Source organism: Streptomyces sp. NPDC093544, from assembly GCF_040683495.1.
Classification (GTDB): Bacteria; Actinomycetota; Actinomycetes; order Streptomycetales; family Streptomycetaceae; genus Streptomyces.
Window position 1 is genome coordinate 1 of the sequence record NZ_JBFBEA010000046.1, and the last position, 24387, is coordinate 24387.

Genomic DNA, 24387 nt, shown 5'->3' on the forward strand with positions numbered 1-24387 from the left:
GGCTCCGCCCCCGGACCCCCGTATCGCGCTGAACGCGCTCGTCCTCAAACGCCGGACAGGCTGGAGATAGCCCCTCCGGCGTTTGAGGAGCGGGGTCTGGGGCGAAGCCCCAGGGGACGGGAATGGGCAGGGGCGGAGGGGGCGAAAACTCGGGCCCGGCAGCCGGAGGACACTCCCTCCGGCCACCGGGCCCACTCCCCCGCGACCCCCGTACGCGGTGGCTATTGGGTTACTCGATTGCTCGACTACTCGACTACTCGGTGGCGATCGCGTTCAGCACATTCATCCGGCCCGCCCTGAACGCCGGGATCAGCGCGGCGAACAGGCCCACGAACGCGGAGCCGATGAAGACGGCGATGATCGTCGGCCAGGGGATCTCCAGGACCTTCAGACCTTCCAGGGCGAGCAGCTTCTGGGCCGTCGCGCCCCAGCCCATGCCCAGACCGAGGCCCAGGAGGGCACCGAAGAGGGCGATGACGACCGACTCCAGGCGGATCATGCGACGCATCTGGCGGCGGGAGAGACCGACCGCCCGCAGGAGGCCGATCTCACGCGTCCGCTCCACCACCGACAGGGCCAGGGTGTTCACGACGCCCAGGACCGCGACGATGATCGCCAGGGCCAGCAGGCCGTAGATCATGTTGAGGAGCTGGCCGATCTGGTCCTTCAGCGCTTCCTTGTAGTCGGTCTGGTCGCGGACCGTGTACTGCGGGTAGTCGTGCAGCGCCGACTTCAGGGACTTGTAGGCGGCTGCCTCCTGGCCGTCCTTCGCCGAGGCGAAGACCATCTCGTCGAGGGGCATCTTGTCGGCAGGCACGTACTTGGCGAGCGTGTCGATCGACGTGTACATCGCACCCGCGTCGATGACGACATCGCTGCTGGTGATCGCGCGGACCGTCAGCTGGGCCTCGGAACCGTCCTTGAAGGCGACGCCGATCTTGGATCCGAGGGTGATGCCGTGGTCCTTGGCGAACTCCTCGTGGACGGACATCGAGCCGGGCTTGTAGGCGTCCGCGAGCTTGCCTGCGACCGTCTTGGTGACGAGGTCCTGGGCGTACGTCGGGGTGGCCGCCGTGATCGCCGTGTCCTTGAGGGTCTTGCCGTCAGGAGTGGTGAAGTCGCCCTCGGTCCACTTGTACTCGGAGACCCGCTCAAGCCCCTCGGTCGACTTCACGGCCTGCACCGCCTGCGGGGTGATCAGCTGGCCGCTGTCGGACTGGATGATGAAGTCCGTGCCGACGGTCTTGTCGAGCTGGTCGGTGGCGGAGGCCACCATCGAGGAGCCGACCACGGAGAGGCAGGCGACCAGCGCGAGGCCGATCATCAGGGCCGCTCCGGTGGCGCCGGTGCGGCGCGGGTTGCGCAGCGCGTTGCGCTCGGCCATCCGCCCGACCGGGCCGAAGGCCCGCAGGACCACCACACTGAGCCCCCGGACCACCACACCGGCGAGCAGCGGGCCGATGATGACGAACCCGATGAGGGTCAGCACGACACCTGCGCCGAGGACGAGCGAACCGGAGCTCGCCTTCTCGGCCGTCGCCGCCGCGTAGAGGGAGGCGACTCCGGCGCCGGTGAGGACCAGGCCGATCAGACCGCGGACGAGGCCTGCCTTGCCGTCGGCCGGCGTACCGGCGTCGCGCAGCGCGGCCATCGGTGAGACCTTGCCGGCGCGCCGGGCGGGTACGTACGCCGCGAACACCGTGACCAGCACGCCGAGCAGCAGCCCGATCACCGGGGTCGTCCAGGCGACGGTCAGGTCGGACGTCGACAGGTGCATGCCCACGGCGCCCATGAGCTTCATCAGCCCGACGGCGATGCCGACGCCCGCGCCCACTCCGAGCACCGAGCCGAAGAAGCCGAGCAGCAGCGCCTCGACGAGCACCGAGAGGTTGATCTGCCTGCGAGAGGAGCCGATGGCACGCATCAGGCCGATCTCGCGGGTGCGCTGGGCGACGAGCATCGAGAAGGTGTTGATGATCAGGAAGATGCCGACGAGGAAGGCGATCCCGGCGAAGCCGAGCATCGCGTACTTCATCACGTTCAGAAGGCCCGCGACATCGCTGGCGTTGGCGTCCGAGACCTCCTTGGCGGTCTGCACCTGGTAGCCGCCGCCGAGTTCGGCCACGACGTATCGCTTCAGCTGCGCGTCGGTGACACCGGAGGCGGCGGTGACGTTGACGTTCGTGTAGACGTCGGACTGTCCGACCAGGGTCTGCTGGGCGGTCTTGGTGTCCAGGTAGAAGATCGCGGCACCGGGGTTGGTGACGGTGAAGTCGGCGATCCCGGAGATCTTGGCGAGGTGGGTGCCGACGGCGCTGATGACGCCGATCTCGTCACCCAGCTTCAGGTGGTGCTTGTCGGCGGTGTCGGCGTCGACCATGACCTGGTCCGCGGTCTTGGGCGCCGCACCGGAGGTGATCTTCATGGTGCGGGCGTCGTTGCTGTTCCAGCTGCCGACGATGGTCGGTGCGCCGCTGGAGGGCGACAGGCTGTCCTTGTCGGCGTCGACGACGGTCACCGAGGTCGAGAAGACGGTGCCCTCGGCCGACTTCACACCGTCGGCCTTCTGCACCTCGCCGAGCACGGAGGCGGGTATGACCGGCGGCTTGCCGTTGTCGGACTGGGTCTCGCCGGTGTCCGAGGCGTCCTTGGCGCTGACCGTGACATCGGAGGAGGTGGCCGCGAACAGCTTGTCGAACGTCGTGTTCATCGTGTCGGTGAAGACGAGCGTGCCGCAGACGAACGCCACCGACAGCATGACCGCCACGGCCGACAGAGCCATGCGCCCCTTGTGCGCGAAGAAGTTGCGCCTGGAGGTCTTCATGACAGTCATGACGTACGCCCCCGGGCGTCGAAGTCCTTCATGCGGTCCAGGACCTGATCGGCCGTCGGCTGGTGCATCTCGTCGACGATCCGGCCGTCCGCCAGATACAGCACGCGGTCCGAGTACGAGGCGGCCACCGGGTCGTGCGTGACGATCACGATGGTCTGGCCGAGCTCGTCCACGGAGCGTCGCAGGAAGCCCAACACCTCGGCTCCGGCACGGGAGTCCAGGTTTCCGGTCGGCTCGTCACCGAAGATGATCTCGGGCCGGGCGGCCAACGCCCGTGCCACGGCAACGCGTTGCTGCTGTCCGCCGGAGAGCTGGTTCGGTCGGTGCTTGAGACGGTCGGCGAGCCCGACGGTCTCGACGACCTGGGCCAGCCAGCCCTTGTCGGGCTTGCGGCCGGCGATGTCCATCGGCAGCGTGATGTTCTCGATCGCGTTCAGCGTCGGCAGCAGGTTGTACGCCTGGAAGATGAAGCCGATCCGGTCCCGGCGCAGCTGCGTGAGCTTCTTGTCCTTGAGCCCGGTGATCTGGGTCTCGTCGAGGTAGATCTGTCCGCTCGACACGGTGTCGAGCCCGGCGAGGCAGTGCATCAGCGTGGACTTGCCGGACCCCGAGGGGCCCATGATCGCGGTGAACTGGCCCCGCGCGATGTCCACGTCGATGTGGTCGAGGGCGACGACGCGGGTCTCACCGGACCCGTACGCCTTCACGACCTGCCGCGCTCGGGCGGCAACGGCCGTACGCCCTCCAGTGCCCCCGTGCCTGGGAATGGTTACAGCCGAAGTCACGGTATGTCTCCTAAGTCGGTCAGCGAAAAAGCCGCTGAGGTGCTGCATGGATGCTTCGCGTGAAGTGGTTACGCGGATGAGCGGATGACTCGCGTGAACTGGTTACGTCGGTGATTCGCGTGCGGTGGCTACGTCGGTGATTCGCGTGCGGTGGCTACGTCGGTGATTCGCGTGCGGTGGCTACGTGGATGAGTCTGCGGGTCGGAGGGTGTCCGGCGCGCTGGTGCCCGGACCCGTCTTGTGCTGGGGAAAACCCCACCCCCGAAGGTGCGGTCCTCCGCCCCGAGCAGTGCCGTCGCACTGCCCTCAGCGGCATAAAGCCAGGTTAAGGAAGCACCCCGCCCCGTCTCGTCCTCCGCCGGTACGACCTCGCCCCGAGCCCTTGTAAGGAGGGACCCCTAGGGGCAGTCCACCCTTGGGCGGAGTACGCCTCAGGGTCACCTCCACCCCCGGACCCGGCCCAGCGTCCACCCTGCCGCGACGGGAAGGTCAAGTGGCAGAGTGTCCCCGGCAGATAGATGCAGGGGGAAGGAATCCAGTGGGCCGTAGCCGACCTGCGATACACGACGCCGCCCAGCACCCCGGTGCCGGAAGCGGTACCGACAAACGCGGGGCCGTCGTCGCCGCCCTGATGCTCTCGATGGCGCTGGCCGCGCTCGACGCCACCATCGTGTCGACGGCCGTACCGCAGATCGTCGGCGACCTGGGCGGTTTTTCGGTCTTCTCCTGGCTGTTCTCGGGCTACCTGCTGGCCGTGACCGTCACGCTGCCCGTCTACGGCAAGCTCTCCGACGCCTTCGGCCGCAAGCCGGTGCTGGTCGCGGGCTCCGTTCTCTTCCTCGTCGGCTCACTGCTCTGCGCCACCGCCTGGAGCATGGCCGCGCTCATCGCCTTCCGCGTCATCCAGGGCCTGGGCGGCGGCGCCATCCAGGGCACGGTGCAGACGCTCGCCGCCGATCTCTACCCGCTCAAGGAACGCCCGAAGATCCAGGCCAAGCTGTCCACGGTGTGGGCGACTTCGGCGATCGCGGGCCCCGCGTTCGGCGGTGTCCTCGCGGCGTACGCCGACTGGCGGTGGATCTTCCTCATCAACCTGCCGATCGGCGCGCTCGCCCTGTGGCTGATCGTCCGGCACCTGCACGAGCCCCGGCGCGAACCGGCCCCCAGGCCCCGCATCGACTGGGCGGGCGCGCTCGCCGTCTTCGCCTGCGGCGGCGTCCTGCTGACCGCGCTGGTACAGGGCGGGGTCGCCTGGGACTGGCTGTCGGCACCATCAATCGCCCTGTTCAGTACGGGACTTGTGCTGATCGCGGTCGTCATGGCCGTCGAGCGGCGGGCCGCCGAACCGATCATCCCCGGCTGGGTGTGGCGGCGGCGCACCATCGCCGCGGTGAACCTGGCATGCGGCGCGCTGGGGCTGCTCATGGTCGCCCCGACGGTGTTCCTTCCCACCTACGCCCAGGCGGTCCTGGGCCTGGCTCCGATCGCCGCCGGATTCGTTTTCTCCGTATGGACGTTGAGCTGGTCGCTGTCGGCGGCGCTCAGCCAGCACGTCTACCGCCGCATCGGGTTCCGCAACACCGCGATGATCGGCATCGGCACGGCGACCGTCATCCTGCTGGCCTTCCCCTTCCTGCCCTACCCGGGCGAACCCTGGCAGCCGACTCTCCTCATGCTCCTGCTCGGCGGCGCGCTGGGCCTCTTCCAACTCCCCCTGCTCGTCGGCGTCCAGTCGAGCGTCGGCTGGGCCGAACGCGGCACCGCCACCGCATCAGTCCTCTTCTGCCGCCAGACCGGCCAGACCGTGGGCGCCGCGCTGTTCGGCGCCATCGCCAACGGGGTGCTCGCCACGCGGCTCGGCGGGGCGGGCGACCTGGACTCGGTGACCCGCGCCCTGGACCAACCCGCAGGCGTGCCGGAGGAGTTGCGCCACGCGGTCGCCGAAGCGGTCCACGCCGTCTACCTCGGCGCGGCGGTCGCCGCCGGACTCGCCTTCCTGGTCCTGCTGTTCGTGGCGCCGAGACGCTTTCCGGTGCTGACGGAAGACGAGGGGACGCAGGACACCGAGGGCACTGGGGTCATAGAGCCGTCGCCTGCTCCACGTGGTGCACCTTGATGTACTTCTTCCCGAACGCCCCGTAGGCCTCCCTGAGGATGGGCCCGGCCTTCGCGGGGTCGTCGACGCCCACGAAGACGAAACCCGCCTCGTCCGCGCCGACTTCACGCAGCGAGAAGGTGCCGTCCCAGCGGTGCATGTCCTCGCCGATCCGGTCGACGAGGGCCTCCAACTCCACCTCGGTGGCGTCCGTGTCGTGCAGCCGCACCGTCACACCCTTCTCGGCGGCGCCGCAGATATCGGCGTCGAACTCCCTGGAAGGGATGCGGTACACGTCCGCGGCCCGGTCGTCCTCGTCGACCGAAAGACCGGTGTAGACGCCGGAGTAGCGCCCCTTGGCCAGCTGGTCGATGTACGCCAGCACCCGGTACAGCGGGGTGTCGTCCGGCGGCCCGACTTCGGGACCGGGGCCAGGGAGACTGCCTACCGGCCGCGTCCCGACGCACACGGTGGCGGGCCCGGCCGACGCGGTCTCGTCACCGGCGTCCGCACTGGATCCCTGAAGCAGGACGAGCGCCAGCGCGCCCGTGATGGCGGCGCCCGTTGCCCCCTTCGCATTGCCGAGCTTCTTCACGTGGCCGGCCCTCCCCGCAGATTCCCATTCCCATCGGTTCGGTACTGAGACGCCGAAGGCGACGGATGCGTTCGAGCCGCCGACGGACGCGTTCGAGCCGCAGAGGCCACCCGGCCCAACGAACACCGGGCTCCCGCACCCCCGCACCCTTACGTCCTCACGCCCTCACCGACCAGTCCCTGATCAACTCGGCCGGTCTTCTCCGCGGCCCGGTCGACCGACATCACATACCGACCACTCGGCTTGGCGAAATCCCCACACATCCCGACTACGTACGAGTAGCGTGCGTCGCCCACACCCCCCAGCTCCCTGCGGTCCGCACCGGACCCGAGCCACGCAAGGAGAAACGGGATGTCCGACCCGTCCTCGTCCCCGTTCCCGCCCCCGGAGCCCCAACCACCACACCAGCACCCGTACCAGCAGCCATCACACCAGAACCCGTATCAGAACCCGTACCAGCAGCCACCCGCTCCCCAGCCCTCCCACAACTCCACCCCCTCCCACCTCACTTACCCCTGGCAGCCGCCGCCCCCCGAACCCTCGAGGAGGCGCCTGCCGCGTCACCACGCGCTGGGCCGGCACAGCGACATGCGCCTGCTGCGGACCGCGTACCGCAGACAACGCCGCGTGGCGACGCTCACGGCACTCGGCTACTTCGTCCTCTTCCTCCTGCTGTCCGCGTACGCGCCCGGCCTGATGACGAGCGAGGTGTCCGGTGGACTGTCGACCGGTCTGCTGCTCGGTCTGCTCCAACTGCCCGTGGCCTGCCTGGCGATCGGGCTGTACGAGTACACGGCGCGCCGGAGTGTCGACCCGCTCGCGGACCGGATCCGCAGACAGACCGAGCTGGACGCCAGGCGGGAGGCCGCGCGATGACCGGATTCAGCAGTTCGGCGCAGGCGATGTCGCTGGTAGCGTTCACCACGGTGGCGACGATCACGCTGCTGCTGTGCGTGCTGACCGGGCCGGACCGCGACGACCTGGACGAGTTCTACACGGGGTACCGGTCGCTGTCGCCGATGCGCAACGGCCTTGCCATCGCCGGGGATTACATCTCGGCGGCGACGGTACTGGGCGCCAGCGGCGTCATCGCACTGGCCGGGTACGACGGCGTCGTCCTCGCCCTGAGCACCGCGCTGTCCCTCATGCTGCTGATGTTCCTGCTGGCCGAACCGCTGCGCAACGCGGGCCGGTTCACCATGGGGGACGCGCTCGCGCGACGGATTCCGGGACGCGCGGTGCGCATCACCGCGTGCGCCACCACCATCATCGCGCTGCTGCCGCTGATGCTTGTCCAACTGGCAGGGTCCGGCGACTTGTTGGCCTTCATCCTCGGCTTCTCCGGCGACTCGGTCAAAACGGGCTGCGTCATCGGTCTTGGCGCCCTGATGATCAGCTACGCGGCGATCGGCGGTATGAAGGGCACCGCGCTCATCCAGATCCTGAAGATCGTGATGCTGCTCGGCTCGGGCGTCGTCGTCGCCGTACTCATCCTGAACCGGTTCGACTGGAATCCGGGCACGCTGCTGGACTCGGCGGCGCAGGGCAGCGGCGTGGGACCGGCGTTCCTGCAGTCCGGAGTGCAGTTCTCGGGCGGCGCCAACCCCCGGCTGGACATGATCAGTTCAGAGCTGACCGTGGTCCTCGGCGGTGCGTGCCTGCCGCACGTCACCATGCGTATGTACACGGCGAGGAGCGCCCGGCAGATACGCCGCTCGATGTCCTGGGCGGTGCCGTGCGTGGCGCTGTTCGTCCTGGTCATGACGGTCATCGGCTTCGGCGCCACGGCCCTGATCGGCCGCGCGACGATCGCCGCGGCCGACCCGCAGGGCAACACGGCGTACCTGCTGGGCTCGAAGGCCGCGTTCGGCCCGGACGTCTCGACGGGCGAGACCCTGCTCTTCACCACCGTCACCACGGCGATCTTCCTGACCCTGCTCGCCTCGGTCGCCGGAATGATCCTGGCCTGCGCCAACTCCCTCGCCCACGACCTGTTCGCGCACGCGAGGCTCTTCCGGGGGCACCGCCGTCACACCGACGAACTCTCCCCGCGCCGCGAGATGCTCCTGGCCCGCGTCTCCGCCCTGGCAGTCGGCGCGTTCGCCATCCTCCTTGCCACCTTCGTCCAACACCGCAGCCTCCAGCCCCTGATCACCCTCTCCTTCTGCCTGGGCGCCTCTGCCCTCGCTCCTGCCCTGATCTACACCCTCTTCTGGCGCCGCTACACCCGAACAGGCCTCCTCGCCACCCTCATCGGCGGCACTCTCACCGTCCTCCTCCTCATCCCCGGCACCAACCTCGTCTCCGGCACCCCCACCTCCGCCTTCCCGGACGCCGACTTCAACTGGTTCCCGTTCACCACGACCGGCCTCGTGTCGATCCCGCTGGGGTTCGCCTACGGGTGGCTGGGGACGGTGATCTCCGGGAGGAGGAAGACGGAGGAGCAGAGGAGGCAGTACGACGCGGTGGAGGGGTGGATTCTGGCGGGGGCGGTGCGGAGGGAGAGCCGTTGAGGGGCCCACTCTTCAACGGGCCGAGCCGGACGGGTGGGCGGGAAACGCGGCGCGGAGCGGCGGAGCAGGGAACCCCGTCGCGGAGCGGCGGAGCAGGGCACGCCGTCGCGGAGCGGCGGAGCAGGGCACGCCCGGCAGGCGGAAGCCGACGCGCCTCCGGCCACGGAGACCCCGTCGCGGAGCGGCGGAGAACGCCCGCCAGAGCAAGGCGCAGCTACTCCGCCGGGGCCCGCCCCGTCAACGCGGTAAGGCTCGTCCGTACGTGGTCCATATGAGCCCGCACGTCATCCCACTGCTCCCCATGTTCCCGCAGCACCCGCTCGGTCTCCCGAGCGATCCGGTCCTCCCGTACCCGGGCCTCCGCGAGCACCTCGGCGGCCCGCGCCCCCGCGTCCTCCTGCCCGTGCCGGGCCGATTCCTCGGCCTCGGCGAAGGCCCGCTTGGCCTCGGACAACGCGGCCTCGGCACGCGCGACCCGCTCCACGTGGTGTGCGTCGAGCGCGGCCTCCCGGTCGGCGGCGGCCCGCTCGGCCTCCTCCCAGCGTTCGGCGTGCTCCTTCTCCTGCTCGGTGAGGAGCCCCTCCGTGCCCTGCCGTACCTCCCGCAACGCGGCCAGCGCCTCACCGCGGTTCTCCTTGATGTCGCGCCGGGCGGAGATCCGCATCTCGTCGGCCGCGGCACGGGCGGCGAGGAGCCGCTGCCGGGCGCGTTCCTCGGCCTCGCCGCGCACCTCGTCGGCGTACGCCGCCGCGGCCTCCCGCACCGCTCGCCCCGCCGCCTCGGCCTCGTCGACGTCGCGCCGAGCGTCCCGGCGCGCGGTGTCCCGTACGGCCGCGGCCTCCTCCTCGCCCAGCTCGAAGATCCGCCTGGCGCCGTCCCCGAGCGTCTCGTACGTCTGCGGGACGAGCCGCGCCACAAGCTCCCGCAGCCGCTCCGCCTCCGCGTCCATCTCCTTGGCCAGCACGGTCAGCCGGGCCGCCCGTTCCCACGCGGCGTCCCGGTCCCGGGAGAGCCCCACGGCGTACGCGTCGACCTGCTCGGGACGGTAACCACGCCCCCGTACGGCCATGAAGCCGTACGGCGCCTCCGATGCGCTGCTCATCCTTGAACCCCTCTCCGCCGGACACACACGAAATGACGAACGACTTATGACGAACGATTTCGCGCACATCTTGATGGATCAGACGGAAGTGTTCATAACGCGACACTCCGCCCATCCATCCGGTCAAGGGTGCGTCATTTGAGGTCGGAAGCCGGAATGGGGGTGTCGTCGCGGAGTGCGGAGAAGAGCTGTTCGGCCTTCGCGGAGTCCCACTCGACGACATCACCGACCCCGTCGACGGAGGTCTCCTCCCCCACCGGAACGGTCGTCGTGGCCCCGTCGCCGTCCGCGAGGTCCTTCATCCGCAGCCCCATCTGCCCCAGATCCCGCACCCCGGTCCCGTCGTCCACCGTGAGCGCGTCGAACGAAGCCCCCAGCCAGGGAATCAACCGCCACGGCGGCACCACCACAGCCGGGCTCAGCGCCTTGTCCGCGACCGCACTCACCAACTGCCGTTGCCGCTTCACCCGTCCCAGGTCCCCCAACGGATCGGAGTACCGCGCGCGGACGTACGCCAGTGCCTGCGTCCCGTTCATCCGCTGGCACCCGGCATCGAAGTCGGCCCCGGACTTCGTGTCGTGCAGCCCGCCCTTCGCCACACAGATCGTGACACCGTCGAGCGAGTCCACCACGTCGACGAAACCGAGGAAGTTCACCTCGGCGTAGTGGTCGAGGTTCAGCCCGGTGGCCTGTTCGACGGTGCGGGTGAGGAGTTTGGCGCCGCCGAGCGCGTACGCCGCGTTGATCTTGTTCTTCCCGTGCCCCGGGATGTCGACGTACGAGTCCCTGGGGAGCGACACCAGATACGGTCCGCTCTTCCCGTAGTGCAGCAGCATGATCGTGTCGGTGTTTTGCACATCGTCATTGCCGACGTGCAGTTCTTTGCGCTGTTCGGGGGTCAGCTCGGAACGGCTGTCGGACCCGATCAGCAGCCAGTCCGCGCCGGGATCCGCGCTCGGCCGGTCCGCGTACGAATCGAACGCGTCGGTGTGCCGCAGCCGCGAATCCCCCCAGAAATACAGGCCGATGCCATACGCGACGACGCACAGCACAAGGGTCAGCAGAGTCAGCGCCAGCCGCTTGGGCCACCGACGCCCACGCCCGTTCCCTCGCCTGCGCTCTCGCTGTTCCGGCCGCGTAGTCATGACCGCATGATCGAGGCGCCCGACCCGTCGCGCAGGTCGAGCGCCCCGTTCGTACGTACGCCGGCGGGCCTACAGCAGCCCGTCCCACATCTGTTCCAGCAGCACCGACCACCAGCTCTCCGGGGACCCGAGGGCCGCCGGGTCGAGGGAGGCGAGCTGGGCCTGGAAGTCAACGGTCCAGCGGCCCGCCTGCTCCTGGTTCAGTCCGAAGCGCAGCCGCCACATCCGGCCGAGCAGGGCCAGGCACCGCCCGAACTCGGGCAGCCCCGTATTCACGAACTGCGGCGGCACCGAGCCACCGCCCGGACCCGCCTCCACCGGCACGGCCACGATGTTCGCCGTGCCGTACTGGACACAGATCGCCTTGCCGAAGTCACTGCCCATCACAAGGTACGAACCGGCGTCCGAGGCCGGCTGTACCCCGCGCTCCATCGCCAGCTCAGCCAGCGTCGGCACCGGACGCCCCGGCTGGGCCTGCGCCCAGAAGAACGGGCCCATGTCGACCGGAAGCCCGGCCACCACCAGCGTGTGCGCCACGATGTTCGGCACACCCTGCCGCGACACCGCCACCTGGTCGAACCGGAACACCCCCGGCCCGAACGCCGCGGCCAGCTCCTGCCCGATCGCCTCAGGCGGAAGCGGCGGCGCGGGCTGCACCGGCGGGATCGGCGCCCGCACCGGCGCGGGCCGCGCCGGCCCGTCCGCCACCTGGTGCAACTCCCCCTGGTGCGCGAGCAGTTGCCCCATTCCCTGCTGACGGCTCGCGTGATCCGTGCCGTACGGAGCGATGCTCGTGATCCGCGCCTGCGGCCACGTCTCCCTGATCATCCGCGCGCAGTACGCGCCCGGCAGCTCACAGGACTCCAACTCCGTGTGCAGCTCAAGGACCTGCTGCGGCGGCACATTCATCGCCCGCAGCTCATGCAGCATCTGCCACTCCGGATGCGGCGTACCCGGCGCCGAACGCCGGATCAACTGCTGCTCGGAACCGTCCTGCGCGCGATACCGCAGTACGGCCTGATACCCGGGCCCGACAGTCGGCTGACCCGTCTGCGGATAGCCGTAAGCCGGGGGCTGCTGACCGGAGTTCCCCGGCTGACCCGGCAGGGGCTGACCGGCGAGGGGCTGACCCGGCAGAGGCTGACCTGGCAGAGGCTGACCCGGCCTCGGCTGACCCGGCAGAGACTGGGGCGCGCCCGGGGGCATGCCGGGGGCGTGCGGGGGCGGCGGTGCGCCAGGCCCCCCGACCGGCGGACCCGAAAGCATGGTCGCGGCGTGATGAACAGCGCCGGGGGGCGTACCACCGGGAGGGTTCGGCGCACCAGGAGCACCCGGGGCGCTTGGAGCCCCCGGGGCGCCCGGCGGCTGGGACGCGCCAGGACCCCTGACCGGCGGTCCCGACAACATGGTCGCGGCGTGATGGACACCGCCCGGAGCATTCGGCCCCCCGGGCGCACCGGGCTGCCCCGGAGCACCAGGCCCCGCAGGCGCGCCGGGCGCACCGGCCCCCGCAGGTCCTCGTCCTCCCTCAGGCCCGTCCGAACCGAGCTGCGACACAAGCTGCGTCGGCACATACCCGCCCGCGGGCGTACCCGGCGCACCGGGCCCGGACGACGGAGGCGCACTCCCCGGCCGCGCGCCCGGCACTCCCGGCGCACTCGGCGGAGGCGGAGCGCTCGCCGGACCCCGCGCACCCCTCGGCGGCTGGGCCTTGCTGGTCGCGGCGTCGGCAATGTCACTGGCATTGTGAGGCAGAGAAGGCGCGGCGGGCGGCGTACCGGGAGCACCCGGAACCGGCGGCGCACCAGGCGGCGGCGTCCGCGGAGCTCCACCTGGCCCCTGCGGGAACCCGTACGCGGGCGCACCCGAAGGAGGCACACTCTGCGACCCGCCCTGAACCGGCGGCGTCCCCGGAACTCCACCCTGCCCCGGTCCCTGCGGATAGCCGTACGAAGGCGCCCCCGGAGGGGGTGTGCCCGGCGGACCGCCGGGACCCTGCGGATACCCGTACGAGGGCGCGACCGGCGGAGTCTCGCTCCGAGGAGCGCCCGGTCCCTGCGGCGAGTGGGGGTTGTCGACCGCCGGAGCCGCCGCCGTACGCGGAAGTTGGCTGCCCCCGGACATCAGGGCGGTCCTGGCGTTCGGCGGCGGGGTTCCGGGGTCGCCGACGTCGGTCAGCGGCGGCGCGAACACGGTCGCCGGCAGCGGTACGGAACGGTCGTCGCCGGCATCCGCGTTGGTGTCGGTCCCCGCCCACGGGGTCGCGTCGGCGGGCACACCCGGCGCCCCCGCGCCCTGAGCGCCACCGGCCGCGGGCCAAGCCGGACCCCCGCCGGGAACCGAGGGCGCACCCGGCACGAAGTGCGCCGGAGGCGCATCGGCCGGTGGTGCGTCAACGGGGGACGACGTGGAGTGCGCCCCCGCCCCAGAGGACCCGTTCGGCACAGAACCCGAACCCGCACCCGCAGCGACAGCCGCAGCACGAGACCCCGCCCCGTCCGACGGACCACCCGAAGGCGCACCCGGCGCCCCGGTCCGCCGATCCGGAATCCCCAACTTGTCCGCAGCCTCCTGCAACCACTCAGGTGGACTCAACAAGAAGGAAGTCTGGTTCAGATCGACGCGAGCAGCAGGGGCAGGCGCCGTCTCCGGAGCCGCGTCCTGCACGCCGTACTGCTCCTCGTACCGGCGGATCACCTCACCCACCAGCAGCGAGGGCCACAACGTGGCCTCCCCGCTGTCGCGGGCGATGACGAGCCGCTGCGCGCCCCCGTCGGAACGCGGACCGTCCACACGGTCCTCGGCCCACACCACGAACCCGAGTTCGAACTCCCGTACCCGCACCTCACGGTGCTGGTACGCGACCACATCCCCGTTGATCCACTCTTCCGCGCGCTCCTGCGCCTGCGCGAAGGTCACCATCGAACGCTCACTCCCCCACCGAAGTCGCAGAAGCCACCGCTTGGACGGGAACGGCATGCGCGAAGCCACCGTCCACCATCAGGTTCGCCACCGTCTCCAGCTCCGGCGGATTACCCGCGAGCCGGGACAGGAACTGGTCGAAGTCATCGCCACAGGGCAGCAACAGCCGCTGCACCCGCTCCGCCGGCGGCCAGGCGTCCTGGTCACGGACATCGTCGTACGCGCAGAACCAGACCGACCCGACCCCGTCACCCTTCACCTTCACGGCGAGCAGACCGCCCTGCACGAATGCGACGCACAGGTAGTCCTTGGTGAGATGGTCGCGCAGGCACTTGTTGATGTAGACGAGGTCGTTGAGCGCGGCCTCGTCGCGCACCGTGAAGAACGGCTGGTCCACCAGGAGGCCCAACTCGGCGTCCAGCGCGGCGCCCACCGGCGCGCAGCCCCCGGCAGCCTTCAGGAAGGACCGATACGCACCCGGCAGCCGGTAGCCAAGGTCCTCCTCGACCCCCTGCACCTGCTGCTCGGTCACCGCGACCGACGCCTTCGGCAGCCCGAAGTGCGCGGGCCACGTCTCCTGCAACGGCCGCGTACCCCGCTTGTCATGGTCCACGAGCGCGGTCGACAGCCCCCCGTGGTGCCGCAGCAACGCCTTCACGTCGACAGGCACGAGTTCCAGCCGCCGGGTGCCCGGCACGTGGTGCCAGGTCCATCCGTGCGGAGTCGCCACCGCGGGAATCGTGTCCCACAGGTCATGTCCGGACGCCGCGAGCGCGGCATTCGCCGAGACATAGTCCGTGAGCCGCAACTCATCCACGCCGAAACCCTCCGGGGGCTCGGCGATCTCCGCGGCGGCACGCGCGTACGCCGAGAAGTCGGGATAGCCGTACTCGTCGACCCGCACACCTCTGGGGTGGCGGGCAGCCCGGACCGGGTCCGGGAAACGTACGACCTGCCCGGCGTAGGCCGCGTTCGGCGGCGCGGCTTGCTGCCCGAGCCGACCTGTCGTCATGGCGGTTGCCCCCTGCGGCGTCGTCAATAGCGGTATGGATCGCGGATGTCGACAGCCTATGCGGTTGTACGACACCGGTCACCGGGCCTCCGGTTCCGTGACCTGCCGTCACCTCGCCGTGACGGTGTGACGAAGACCGGGCGTGTCGCGCCGCCCCAGCTTCCCCACCCGCCACGCCATTTGGCAGTCTGTCTCCGCACCGGGGGATGCATGGGAGGGAAAAACGATCATGAACGCGACTCATACAGGCACGTCCGGGGACCCTAGGGTCGGCTGGAGCAGCGCCGAGGCACCGCACGCCCCTACCCTCCAGCACCGCCGAGACGGCATACTCCCCACCGTCGCCGCCGCCCTCTCCGTACGCGGCGAGACCCTCACCGGCACGGCCGCGCGCGGCGACCAGCCGCCTGCCCTCCACCCGCTGGTCCAGGACTTCCTCGACACCCTCACCAACTCGCAACGCGACCGATTCACCGGCCGCTGCGCCGAGGCGATCCTGATCTCCCGCCACATCGCCTCCGTCGACGCCGCCCGCAGCAAGCGCGCCGGACGCAAGCCACTGACGAACGGCGAGGCCCGCAAGGCCCTCAAGCAGGCCAAGCTCACCGCCCGCCGCATCCGCGAGGACGGCGACCCACTGCACGGCAGCTTCGCCGCACCCTGCCGCTCCTGCACAGCCCTCAGCGACCACTTCGGCGTACGCATCGTCGACCCGACGGCACCCGACGCCTGAACTCCCCGCGCCCCGCTCACGTACCAACGGAGATGACGCCCGTCCACGTCCCCACGAGGGTCGTACGACCCCGCCTCCCCCGACACTCGACGAACTGAAGGGCAGATGCACGCCGACCGCACCTCCACCACACGCTTCCCCGTCCCCGTGGACGCCGCGCTGCGCTCCGCCGGGTGGCAGCCCGGGCGCTGGGACATAAAACAGGCCGAGTACTGGGCCGACGCCCTGCGCGGGCATGAGTCGCCGGCCGGGCACCAGCACGCGGTGTTCCCTGCGGCGGTCGAGGCGTGGGCGGAGTTCGGCGGCCTCCACGTCACCTCGACCGGCCCCGGCCCCGGCCGCCAGATCGCCCCGGCCGCCCTCCACTTCGACCCGCTCCACGGCCTCCACCTGGCCCGCACCCTCGGCGACCTCGGCCGCGCCCTCGACACCGAGGTCTGCCCCCTCGGCGAGGAGTCCGACAACCGCGCCCTCCTCGCCATCGACGCCGAGGGCCGCGTCTACGCCCTCGACCACACCGGAGACTGGTTCCTCGGCCCGGACATCGACACCGCCCTCAACACCCTCCTCTCAGGCACCGCCCCCGTCCGCCTGACCACCGCCTAGCCACCCCCGGCATCACGCCAGCCCCCAAAGACAAGGCCCTTTTCGCCCCCTCCGCCCCCTACCCGTCCCGTGCCTGGGGGCTGCGCCCCCAGACCCCGCCATCGGCCTGAACGGCCTCGTCCTCAAACGCCGGACAGGCTAAAGACTGCCCGGACGAGGATGAAGAGTGACGCCCCCACGGGTGGGTGGGAGCGCGGGTGGGCGGGGGATCGGGACGGCACAGCCTCCGTCCCTTCCTCAAACGCCGGATGGGCTGTAGCCGCCCGGGCCGGGGATGAAGAACGGAGCCCTCACGGGTGGGCGGGAAAGCGGGTGCGCAGGGGATCGAGTCAGCAGCACCCCACCCTCGAACACCCGCAAGGCTCAAGACCTCCGGCCGGGCTCAAGACCGCCCGGCCGGAGGTGAAGAGCGCGCCCTCGGCGGAGCTGAAGAGCCCTCCCCGCCGGAGCCGGAAAGCGTTGCCATGCCGCCCGCAGCCGGAAAGCGTTGCCGCGGCGGCCCGCAGCCGAATGACGGCGGAAGGGGGCGTGCCGGTACGTCCACATGCCCGTCGCGTACGTCCGCGTCACCGGACCCCTCGCATCCTGCCCAACGCCTGATCCAGCGGCGACGGGCGGGACGTACCGGCACGCCCCCGACCCACCCACCCACCAGACAGCGAACAGCGGACCGCAGCCACGCACACCGGACCGCAGGCGAACTCACCCACCCGCCGCCGGAATCACCGCAGACACCCGAAACCCCCCGGCATCCGTAGGCCCGGACACAAAAACTCCCCCCAACGCACTCACCCGCTCCTTCATGCCCAGCAACCCGTTCCCCCCACTGGGCAGATGCACGGACGAAGCCGCCCCCGGCTCCGGCGGACACTCGTTCTCCACCTGCATCGCGATCTCCGCGACCCGATGCGCCAACCGCACATGCGTCTTCGCACCGGCCGCATGCTTGTGCACGTTGGTAAGGGCCTCCTGAACAACCCGATACGCGGTCTGCTCGACCTCCCCGGCGTACCCGGGCGAGTCCCCCTCGACCGACAGATCGACCACCATCCCGGCCGCCGCCGACTGCCCGATCAACTCATCGAGCTCCGCGAGCGACGGCCCGTCCACGGCATCGTCGGCGGCCCGCGACGCCGCAGCGGCCGCCGCCACAGCCACGGCGGCAAGCGGCATCGCACGGTCCCGCGAATCCACCCCACCCCCCGTACGCAGCACACCCAGCATCTCGCGCAGCTCGGTCAGCGCCTGACGCCCCATGTCGCCCACAAGCGCCGCGTTCTTGACCGCCTTCTCAGGATCCTTCCGCGCGACGGCCTGAAGGGCGGCGGCATGCACAACCATCAGACTCACCCGGTGCGCGACCACATCGTGCATCTCACGAGCGATCCGCGTCCGCTCCTCGTTACGCGCCCACTGCGCCCGCTCCTCCGCCCGCTCCGCGAGCAACTGCAACTCCCGCTCCAGCGAATCCGCCCGCTCCCGCAGGCTCTCCATCAGCCGCCGCCGCGCCCCGACGTACAGCCCGAGCAGCACGGGCGGAGCGTTCATCCCCAAAGCAGTCGCGATGGAAATGAAGGGGACGAACCAGTTCCCCATGGGCACGTCACCGCTCACCACGGCCTGGTGCGCCCGTACGTACGTCACGATGAGCATCCCGGCGAAGGACATCAACGCCAGCGACCCGATGATCCGCCGCGGCAGCTCGGACGCGGCCAGCGTGTACAGCCCGACGAGCCCCATCAGGAAGCCCATCTGGGCGGGCGTGATGGCGATCGACACCAGCACGACGGCGATGGGCCACTTCCGCCGCAGCAACAGCGTGAAGCCGGCGAGCAGCCCGAACCCCACCCCGACCGGAACCGGCAGCCCCGCGTCATGGGCGAACGCAATCCCCTCGATGCCGGATTCGGCCGCCGACGCCCCCGCGAGCCCGGCGTCGAGCACCGCGCTACGCCACCTGACCCACCACCACGGCCCAGTACCGGCCGCGGTGTGCTCTTCCCCCGTCGTGGTCATGCCTCCAGCCTACGGTCGCACCCCGCCCCTTTTCCGGTGAGTTTCGCCTACTGGCCTACACCACACGCCGCAATCGAACAGAAGCGAAACCCACCAGAATCCCTCGAACTGTTGAATCGGTCATCGTTCGACACCGGAAGCCCACATTCCGCCCGGACGGTATGCCTATGGCACACGCACATGGCAAGTACGCGGATTTCGAGGGGCTACGAGAGCGAGCGGTCGCCTTGCGCCGGGCAGGCCTCAGCCTTCGGCAGATCCGGGATGAGCTTCAAGTCCACAACAAGGAGATCCTCCAGCGCCTCGTCGAGGGCGAGCCGCCCCCGGAGTGGACGAAGCGCCCGAACGCGAAGGACGACCTGCGCGACAGAGCTCGCGAGCTACGCCGGCAAGGCTGGACATACAACGAGATCCAGGCAGAACTGGGGTGCTCAAAGAGTTCGGTATCACTCTGGGTACGAGATCTGCCCCATCCCGAACCCCGGTGCACCCCGGAAGAACAGCGAGCGCGCATGAACGCGGGGCTGGCGCGGCTACGCGCTTCCCAGGACCGCGAGCGCGAGGAGACCAAGCGGACGGCAGCCACAGCGGTCGGGCAACTCTCCGATCGCGAGCTGTTCCTCGTGGGCGTTGGCTTGTACTGGGCCGAGGGCGCCAAGGACAAGCCCTACAGCCGCCGAGAGCAAATCCTCTTCGTCAACAGCGACCCGGGGATGATCTCCGTGTTCCTCGCCTGGCTCGATCTCCTGCAAGTCGAGCGGGAGCGCCTGCACTTCCGCGTGATGATCCACGAGTCCGCCGACGTGGCCGCCGCCGAGCAGTACTGGGCGAATCACGTCGGGGCCGACAGTCACGCCTTCAACAAGACCACGCTCAAGAAGCACAACCCGAAGACGATCCGCAAGAACGTCGGCGACGCCTACAGAGGCTGCCTCGTGATCTACGTGCTGCAGAGCGCCGAGTTGTACCGTCGCATGGAAGGCGCTTGGTACGGCATAGTGTTGGGTGCCAACTCGGCGACTTGACCAAATGTCCGGTTTAGTCGAGTTTATTCCCCCATGGTGTAATCAGGCAGCACTGCGGTTTTTGGTACCGTATGTTCAGGTTCGAATCCTGATGGGGGAGCTGCTTGCGTCCGGGCCCTGACAGCACAGTCAGGGCCCGCTCTCATGTCCCCCCTGAAACCCCCCGGTATCCTGCGGATGTCCACACCCCAGCCATCCGAAGCCGAAGGGCATACCCCGTGAGCGCCAATCGCCCGGCAGCCGTCGTCGTACTCGCAGCGGGTGAGGGCACCCGTATGAAGTCGGCCACACCCAAGGTTCTGCACGAACTGTGTGGCCGTTCCCTGGTGGGACATGTGCTCGCGGCAGCGGGCGAGTTGGAGCCCGAGAACCTGGTCGTCGTGGTGGGTCACGCCCGCGAGAAGGTCATCGCGCACCTGGGCGGGATCGACCCCGACGTACGCACCGCCGTACAGGCGGAACAGAACGGCACCGGGCACGCGGTGCGGATGGGCCTGGAGGAGCTGGGCGGCGTCGTCGACGGCACGGTGGTCGTCGTGTGCGGCGACACCCCCCTGCTCACCGGGGAGACGCTGAGGAACCTCGCCGCGACCCACACCACGGACGGCAACGCGGTCACCGTACTGACCGCCGAGGTTCCGGACGCGACCGGCTACGGCCGTATCGTCCGCGACAGCGTCAGCGGCGCGGTCACCGCGATCGTCGAGCACAAGGACGCCGGCGCGTCCCAGCGCGCCATCCGTGAGATCAACTCGGGTGTCTTCGCCTTCGACGGGCAGCTCCTCGCGGACGCCCTCGGCAAGGTGCGTACGGACAACAGTCAGGGCGAGGAGTACCTGACCGACGTCCTCGGCATCCTGCGCGAGGCCGGGCACCGCGTCGGCGCCTCCATCGCGGGCGACCACCGCGAGATCGCCGGGATCAACAACCGCGTCCAGCTCGCCGAGGCCCGCCGCATCCTCAACGACCGGCTGCTCACGCGGGCCATGCTCGCCGGGGTGAGCATCATCGACCCGGCCTCCACCTGGGTCGACGTGACGGTCACCTTCGAGCAGGACGCGATCGTGCACCCGGGCACCCAGCTCCAGGGCGCCACGCATCTCGCGGAGGGCGCCGAGGTCGGCCCCAACTCCCGCCTGAAGGACACCAATGTGGGCGCGGGGGCCCGCGTCGACAACACCGTCGCCGACAACGCCGAGGTGGGCCCGCAGGCGAGCGTCGGCCCGTTCGCGTATCTCCGCCCCGGCACCCGCCTCGGTCTCAAGGCCAAGATCGGCACGTACGTCGAGACGAAGAACGCGACGATCGGCGAGGGCACGAAGGTCCCGCACCTGTCGTACGTGGGGGACGCGACGATCGGTGAGTACTCCAACATCGGTGCCGCCAGCGTCTTTGTGAACTACGACGGGCAGGACAAGCACCACACCACGATCGGCTCGCACTGCCGGACCGGTTCGGACAACATGTTTGTGGCGCCTGTCACCATCGGGGACGGCGCCTACACCGCGGCGGGTTCGGTCATCACCAAGGACGTACCGGCCGGTTCGCTGGCCGTGGCCCGTGGCCAGCAGCGGAATATCGAGGGTTGGGTGGCGCGCAAGCGTCCGGGAAGCGCCGCCGCGAAGGCCGCGGAGATCGCCTCCCGGGAGCCGGAAGGCGAAGCCTGACCGGATTCCGGTGCGTCCGACACGGCGTAACGTGATAAACGCACATCCGCACACCCCCAGCTGAGAAGACCTCTTTCAGCACCTCTCGCGGCAGGCTCGCATGCGGCTGACTCGTGCGAGTCGGTCATATACGGCCGACGAGTCGGTCACATACGGCCGAGAGGTCCTCTCGCACCCAGCTGAGACACCTCTGAGGAGACAGTGCTGTGACCGGGATCAAGACGACCGGCGAGAAGAAGATGATGTTCTTCTCCGGCCGCGCCCACCCCGAGCTTGCCGAGGAGGTCGCCCAGAAGCTGGGTGTCGGGGTAGTCCCGACGAAGGCCTTCGACTTCGCCAACGGTGAGATCTACATCCGCTACGAGGAGTCCGCGCGCGGCGCCGACTGCTTCCTGATGCAGAGCCACACGGCTCCGATCAACAAGTGGATCATGGAGCAGTTGATCATGATCGACGCTCTGAAGCGGGCCTCCGCGCGGAGCATCACCGTGATCGTGCCTTTCTACGGTTACGCGCGGCAGGACAAGAAGCACCGCGGGCGTGAACCCATCTCGGCGCGTCTGATCGCCGACCTGATGAAGACGGCCGGTGCCCACCGCATCCTCACGGTCGATCTGCACACCGACCAGATCCAGGGCTTCTTCGACGGCCCGGTCGACCATCTCTTCGCGCTGCCGATCCTCGCGGACTACGTGGGTGCGAAGGTCGACCGCGCGAAGCTGACCGTCGTCTCCCCCGACGCCGGCCGGGTGCGCGTCGCCGACCGCTGGTGCGACCGGCTCGACGCCCCTCTCGCGATCGTGCACAAGCGCCGTGACAAGGACGTCGCCAACAAGGTCACCGTCCACGAGGTCGTCGGTGATGTGGAGGGCCGCGTCTGCGTCCTGGTCGACGACATGATCGACACCGGTGGCACGATCTGCGCCGCCGCCGACGCCCTGTTCGCGCACGGCGCCGAGGATGTCATCGTCACGGCCACGCACGGTGTGCTGTCCGGCCCGGCCGCCGACCGTCTGAAGAACTCCAAGGTCAGCGAGTTCATCTTCACGGACACTCTGCCGACCCCTGGCGAGCTGGAGCTCGACAAGATCACGGTGCTGTCGATCGCGCCGACGATCGCGAACGCGGTTCGCGAGGTCTTCGAGGACGGCTCGGTGACGAGCCTGTTCGACGATCACTAGGAGCGGCACCAGGAACAGCGGGAGCCATAGGGGCGCCAGGCGCCTTCGGCCCCCGCAGCCGTAGATCGATTTCTGATACGGCCTCCCCGCCCAGTAAGCTGTCACAGTTGCTCGGCGAGGGAGGCCGTACCGCTTTACGAGGCGGGTACGGCGGTCCGTTATCGACGCGCTCTTCGTAGCAGGCCGATGTTCGGCCGGGTGACCACCTTCCCCATTTGATCTACGAGGAGTGAACATGGCCGACGTCAAGCTCGCCGCCGAGACCCGCACCGAGTTCGGCAAGGGCGCCGCCCGCCGTATCCGTCGCGAGAACAAGGTTCCTGCCGTTGTCTACGGTCACGGTGCCGAGCCCGTCCACGTCACGCTTCCGGGTCACGAGCTCCAGCTCGCTCTGCGTAAGTCGAACGTCCTGCTCACCCTGGACATCGAGGGCAAGACCGAGCTGGCGATCCCGAAGGCCGTCCAGCGTGACGCGATCAAGGGTTCCCTCGTGCACGTCGACCTGCTCACCGTGAAGAGCGGCGAGAAGGTCACCGTCGAGGTCTACGTCCACACCGAGGGCGAGCTGGCCCCGGGTGCCTTCCTGCTCGAGCACGTGCTGAGCACGCTGACGGTCGAGGCCGAGGCCACGCACATCCCCGAGTCGGTCACCGTCTCCATCGCGGGCCTTGAGGCCGGCGCCGCCATCCTCGCCAAGGACATCCCGCTGCCCGAGGGCACCACGCTGGTGATCGACGAGGACGCGGTCGTCCTCCAGGTCCTGGCCGCCCAGGCGGAGGAGGCCTCCACGGAAGAGGCCGAGACCACCGAGGCCTGATCCCTCACCGGGTCATCGTTTGCCGGCCGCCGCTCCCCCGGGAGCGGCGGCTGACGCGTATCAAGAACGCGGCGCGCATCAAGGTCACGGCGCGCATAAGAACACGGCGCGTATCAAGGACACATGGGAGACACGGACGTGACGACGACGACCGACGACGCAGCCGCGCCCTGGCTGATCGTGGGGCTCGGCAACCCGGGGCCCGAGTACGCCATGAACCGGCACAACGTGGGCTTCATGGTGGCCGATGTGCTGGCGGGGCGGATCGGCGGCAAGTTCAAGCGGGCCGGCAAGGCGCAGGCGCAGGTGATCGAGGGGCGTATCGGCCCGCCGGGGCCGGCGAATCGCCGGGTGATTCTGGCCAAGCCGATGTCGTACATGAACCTGTCCGGTGGTCCGGTGAACGCGCTGCGCGACTTCTACAAGGTGCCGCTCGCGCACGTCGTCGCGATCCACGACGAGCTGGACATCGACTACGGCGTCCTGCGTCTCAAGCTCGGTGGCGGGGACAACGGCCACAACGGGCTGAAGTCGATGACGAAGGTGATGGGTGCGGACTATCACCGGGTGCGGTTCGGTATCGGGCGTCCTCCGGGGCGTATGCAGGTCGCGGATTTCGTACTCAAGGACTTCTCGTCGGCGGAGCGCAAGGAGCTCGACTATCTCGTGGACCGTGCGGCGGATTCCGTGGAGTGTCTGGTGATCGAGGGGCTGGAGCGGGCGCAGAGCTCGTACAACTCCTGAGTCCCGGCTCTCGCGGGCGTCGAAAGGTACGTACAACTCGGGACTTGTCCGCTACCTGAGTTGACCAAGCGCACGGCCATGGCCAATGATCCCCGCCATGCCCGCCGTCACATCAGGTCAGAGCTCCCGCCAGAACGCGTACGCGGCGCTGCGGTTCGGGCAGCTCGCGACGATGGGTACGGTCGCGGCGCTGATCCTGATCGCGGGTGTCTGGGGTTCCTGGGGCACGGCTCAGCACGTGATGCTGGGCAAGGGCCGGGAGCAGGGGACGATGACGGTGACGGCGTGCTCGGGCGATACCTGTACGGGGCCGTACGCCCCCACGTCGACGGGGTCGCAGGCGCGGGCTCGCGTCACCATCGAGGAGTCGGTGGCGGTGAAGAAGGGCGAGGTCTACGCGGTCACCGTGAAGCCTGGCAGTAGTGACGTGGTGCGCTCGGGCCCCGCCGGGCTTCTCTACTCCTGGGTTCCCTTCGGTGGCGCGCTGCTGCTCGCCTCGGTGGTGGTGGCGGGCGGTCTGCGGCTCACGCGGCTGGCGTGGGTGATGGCGGCGGCGGGGTTCGTACAGCTGACGGTGACGTTCCTGGCCTTGTGAC

The 24387-nt window shown here is 69.6% G+C and carries 19 protein-coding genes and 1 tRNA gene; 12 read left to right on the forward strand and 8 right to left on the reverse strand.

What is annotated here, in order from left to right; all coding sequences use genetic code 11:
* Positions 1 to 253: 253 nt before the first annotated feature.
* A complete protein-coding gene (locus AB0N66_RS39925; protein WP_365445004.1) occupies positions 254 to 2833 on the reverse strand; it encodes an FtsX-like permease family protein in 2580 nt (859 codons plus the stop codon).
* Positions 2830 to 3618: an ABC transporter ATP-binding protein gene (locus AB0N66_RS39930; RefSeq protein WP_365445007.1), complete on the reverse strand. Its 789-nt coding sequence runs from the start codon at positions 3616 to 3618 to the stop codon at positions 2830 to 2832. The genes AB0N66_RS39925 and AB0N66_RS39930 overlap by 4 nt, the downstream gene beginning before the upstream one ends.
* 631 nt (positions 3619 to 4249) lie before the next feature.
* Here AB0N66_RS39930 and AB0N66_RS39935 point away from each other — a divergent pair.
* Positions 4250 to 5734, forward strand: a complete 1485-nt coding sequence (locus AB0N66_RS39935; protein ID WP_365445110.1) for an MFS transporter — start codon at positions 4250 to 4252, stop codon at positions 5732 to 5734.
* Here the strand turns inward: AB0N66_RS39935 and AB0N66_RS39940 are convergent.
* A complete protein-coding gene (locus tag AB0N66_RS39940) occupies positions 5697 to 6308 on the reverse strand; it encodes a hypothetical protein (protein ID WP_365445010.1) in 612 nt (203 codons plus the stop codon). The genes AB0N66_RS39935 and AB0N66_RS39940 overlap by 38 nt on opposite strands.
* A 351-nt stretch (positions 6309 to 6659) precedes the next feature.
* Between AB0N66_RS39940 and AB0N66_RS39945 the strand changes: the two genes are divergently transcribed.
* Both AB0N66_RS39945 and AB0N66_RS39950 read left to right on the forward strand, forming a co-directional pair.
* Positions 6660 to 7184, forward strand: coding sequence for a DUF485 domain-containing protein (locus tag AB0N66_RS39945; RefSeq protein ID WP_365445013.1), 525 nt, complete (start codon positions 6660 to 6662; stop codon positions 7182 to 7184).
* Positions 7181 to 8821, forward strand: coding sequence for a cation acetate symporter (locus AB0N66_RS39950; protein ID WP_365445015.1), 1641 nt, complete (start codon positions 7181 to 7183; stop codon positions 8819 to 8821). The genes AB0N66_RS39945 and AB0N66_RS39950 overlap by 4 nt, the downstream gene beginning before the upstream one ends.
* 214 nt (positions 8822 to 9035) lie before the next feature.
* On the opposite strand, the gene AB0N66_RS39955 is transcribed toward AB0N66_RS39950, so the two are convergent.
* The 4 genes from AB0N66_RS39955 to AB0N66_RS39970 all read right to left on the reverse strand — a co-directional run bounded on the left by AB0N66_RS39955 (position 9036) and on the right by AB0N66_RS39970 (position 15002).
* Positions 9036 to 9923, reverse strand: a complete 888-nt coding sequence (locus tag AB0N66_RS39955) for a cellulose-binding protein (protein WP_365445018.1) — start codon at positions 9921 to 9923, stop codon at positions 9036 to 9038.
* A 134-nt stretch (positions 9924 to 10057) separates the two neighbouring features.
* On the reverse strand, positions 10058 to 11068 hold the full coding sequence (locus AB0N66_RS39960; RefSeq protein WP_365445021.1) for an LCP family protein: 1011 nt from the start codon (positions 11066 to 11068) through the stop codon (positions 10058 to 10060).
* A gap of 69 nt (positions 11069 to 11137) precedes the next feature.
* Positions 11138 to 13990 (reverse strand): SUKH-4 family immunity protein, encoded by a 2853-nt coding sequence (locus AB0N66_RS39965; protein WP_365445024.1) that lies wholly within the window; start codon positions 13988 to 13990, stop codon positions 11138 to 11140.
* Positions 13991 to 13997: 7 nt separating this feature from the next.
* Positions 13998 to 15002: an SMI1/KNR4 family protein gene (locus AB0N66_RS39970; RefSeq protein WP_365445027.1), complete on the reverse strand. Its 1005-nt coding sequence runs from the start codon at positions 15000 to 15002 to the stop codon at positions 13998 to 14000.
* 229 nt (positions 15003 to 15231) lie between these two features.
* On the opposite strand from AB0N66_RS39970, the gene AB0N66_RS39975 reads away from it, so the two are divergent.
* On the forward strand, positions 15232 to 15735 hold the full coding sequence (locus AB0N66_RS39975; RefSeq protein WP_365445030.1) for a YwqJ-related putative deaminase: 504 nt from the start codon (positions 15232 to 15234) through the stop codon (positions 15733 to 15735).
* A gap of 105 nt (positions 15736 to 15840) precedes the next feature.
* On the forward strand, positions 15841 to 16341 hold the full coding sequence (locus AB0N66_RS39980) for an SUKH-3 domain-containing protein (protein WP_365445033.1): 501 nt from the start codon (positions 15841 to 15843) through the stop codon (positions 16339 to 16341).
* Positions 16342 to 17043: 702 nt separating this feature from the next.
* Here the strand turns inward: AB0N66_RS39980 and AB0N66_RS39985 are convergent.
* The gene (locus AB0N66_RS39985; RefSeq protein ID WP_365445036.1) at positions 17044 to 18357 is read right to left on the reverse strand and encodes a histidine kinase; all 1314 of its coding nucleotides are present in this window, start codon (positions 18355 to 18357) and stop codon (positions 17044 to 17046) included.
* A 167-nt stretch (positions 18358 to 18524) separates the two neighbouring features.
* Between AB0N66_RS39985 and AB0N66_RS39990 the strand changes: the two genes are divergently transcribed.
* From AB0N66_RS39990 to AB0N66_RS40020, 7 genes are all read left to right on the forward strand, one after another.
* Positions 18525 to 19382: a hypothetical protein gene (locus tag AB0N66_RS39990; protein ID WP_365445039.1), complete on the forward strand. Its 858-nt coding sequence runs from the start codon at positions 18525 to 18527 to the stop codon at positions 19380 to 19382.
* Positions 19383 to 19409: 27 nt separating this feature from the next.
* Positions 19410 to 19482 (forward strand) — tRNA-Gln (locus AB0N66_RS39995).
* 118 nt (positions 19483 to 19600) lie between these two features.
* Positions 19601 to 21049: a bifunctional UDP-N-acetylglucosamine diphosphorylase/glucosamine-1-phosphate N-acetyltransferase GlmU gene (gene glmU, locus AB0N66_RS40000; RefSeq protein WP_365445042.1), complete on the forward strand. Its 1449-nt coding sequence runs from the start codon at positions 19601 to 19603 to the stop codon at positions 21047 to 21049.
* Positions 21050 to 21255: 206 nt separating this feature from the next.
* Positions 21256 to 22230, forward strand: a complete 975-nt coding sequence (locus AB0N66_RS40005) for a ribose-phosphate diphosphokinase (RefSeq protein WP_365445045.1) — start codon at positions 21256 to 21258, stop codon at positions 22228 to 22230.
* Positions 22231 to 22465: 235 nt separating this feature from the next.
* A complete protein-coding gene (locus AB0N66_RS40010) occupies positions 22466 to 23047 on the forward strand; it encodes a 50S ribosomal protein L25/general stress protein Ctc (RefSeq protein ID WP_365445048.1) in 582 nt (193 codons plus the stop codon).
* 123 nt (positions 23048 to 23170) lie between these two features.
* A complete protein-coding gene (gene pth, locus AB0N66_RS40015; protein WP_365445051.1) occupies positions 23171 to 23791 on the forward strand; it encodes an aminoacyl-tRNA hydrolase in 621 nt (206 codons plus the stop codon).
* An 85-nt stretch (positions 23792 to 23876) separates the two neighbouring features.
* Positions 23877 to 24386, forward strand: a complete 510-nt coding sequence (locus AB0N66_RS40020; protein WP_365445054.1) for a hypothetical protein — start codon at positions 23877 to 23879, stop codon at positions 24384 to 24386.
* Position 24387 lies beyond the last annotated feature (1 nt).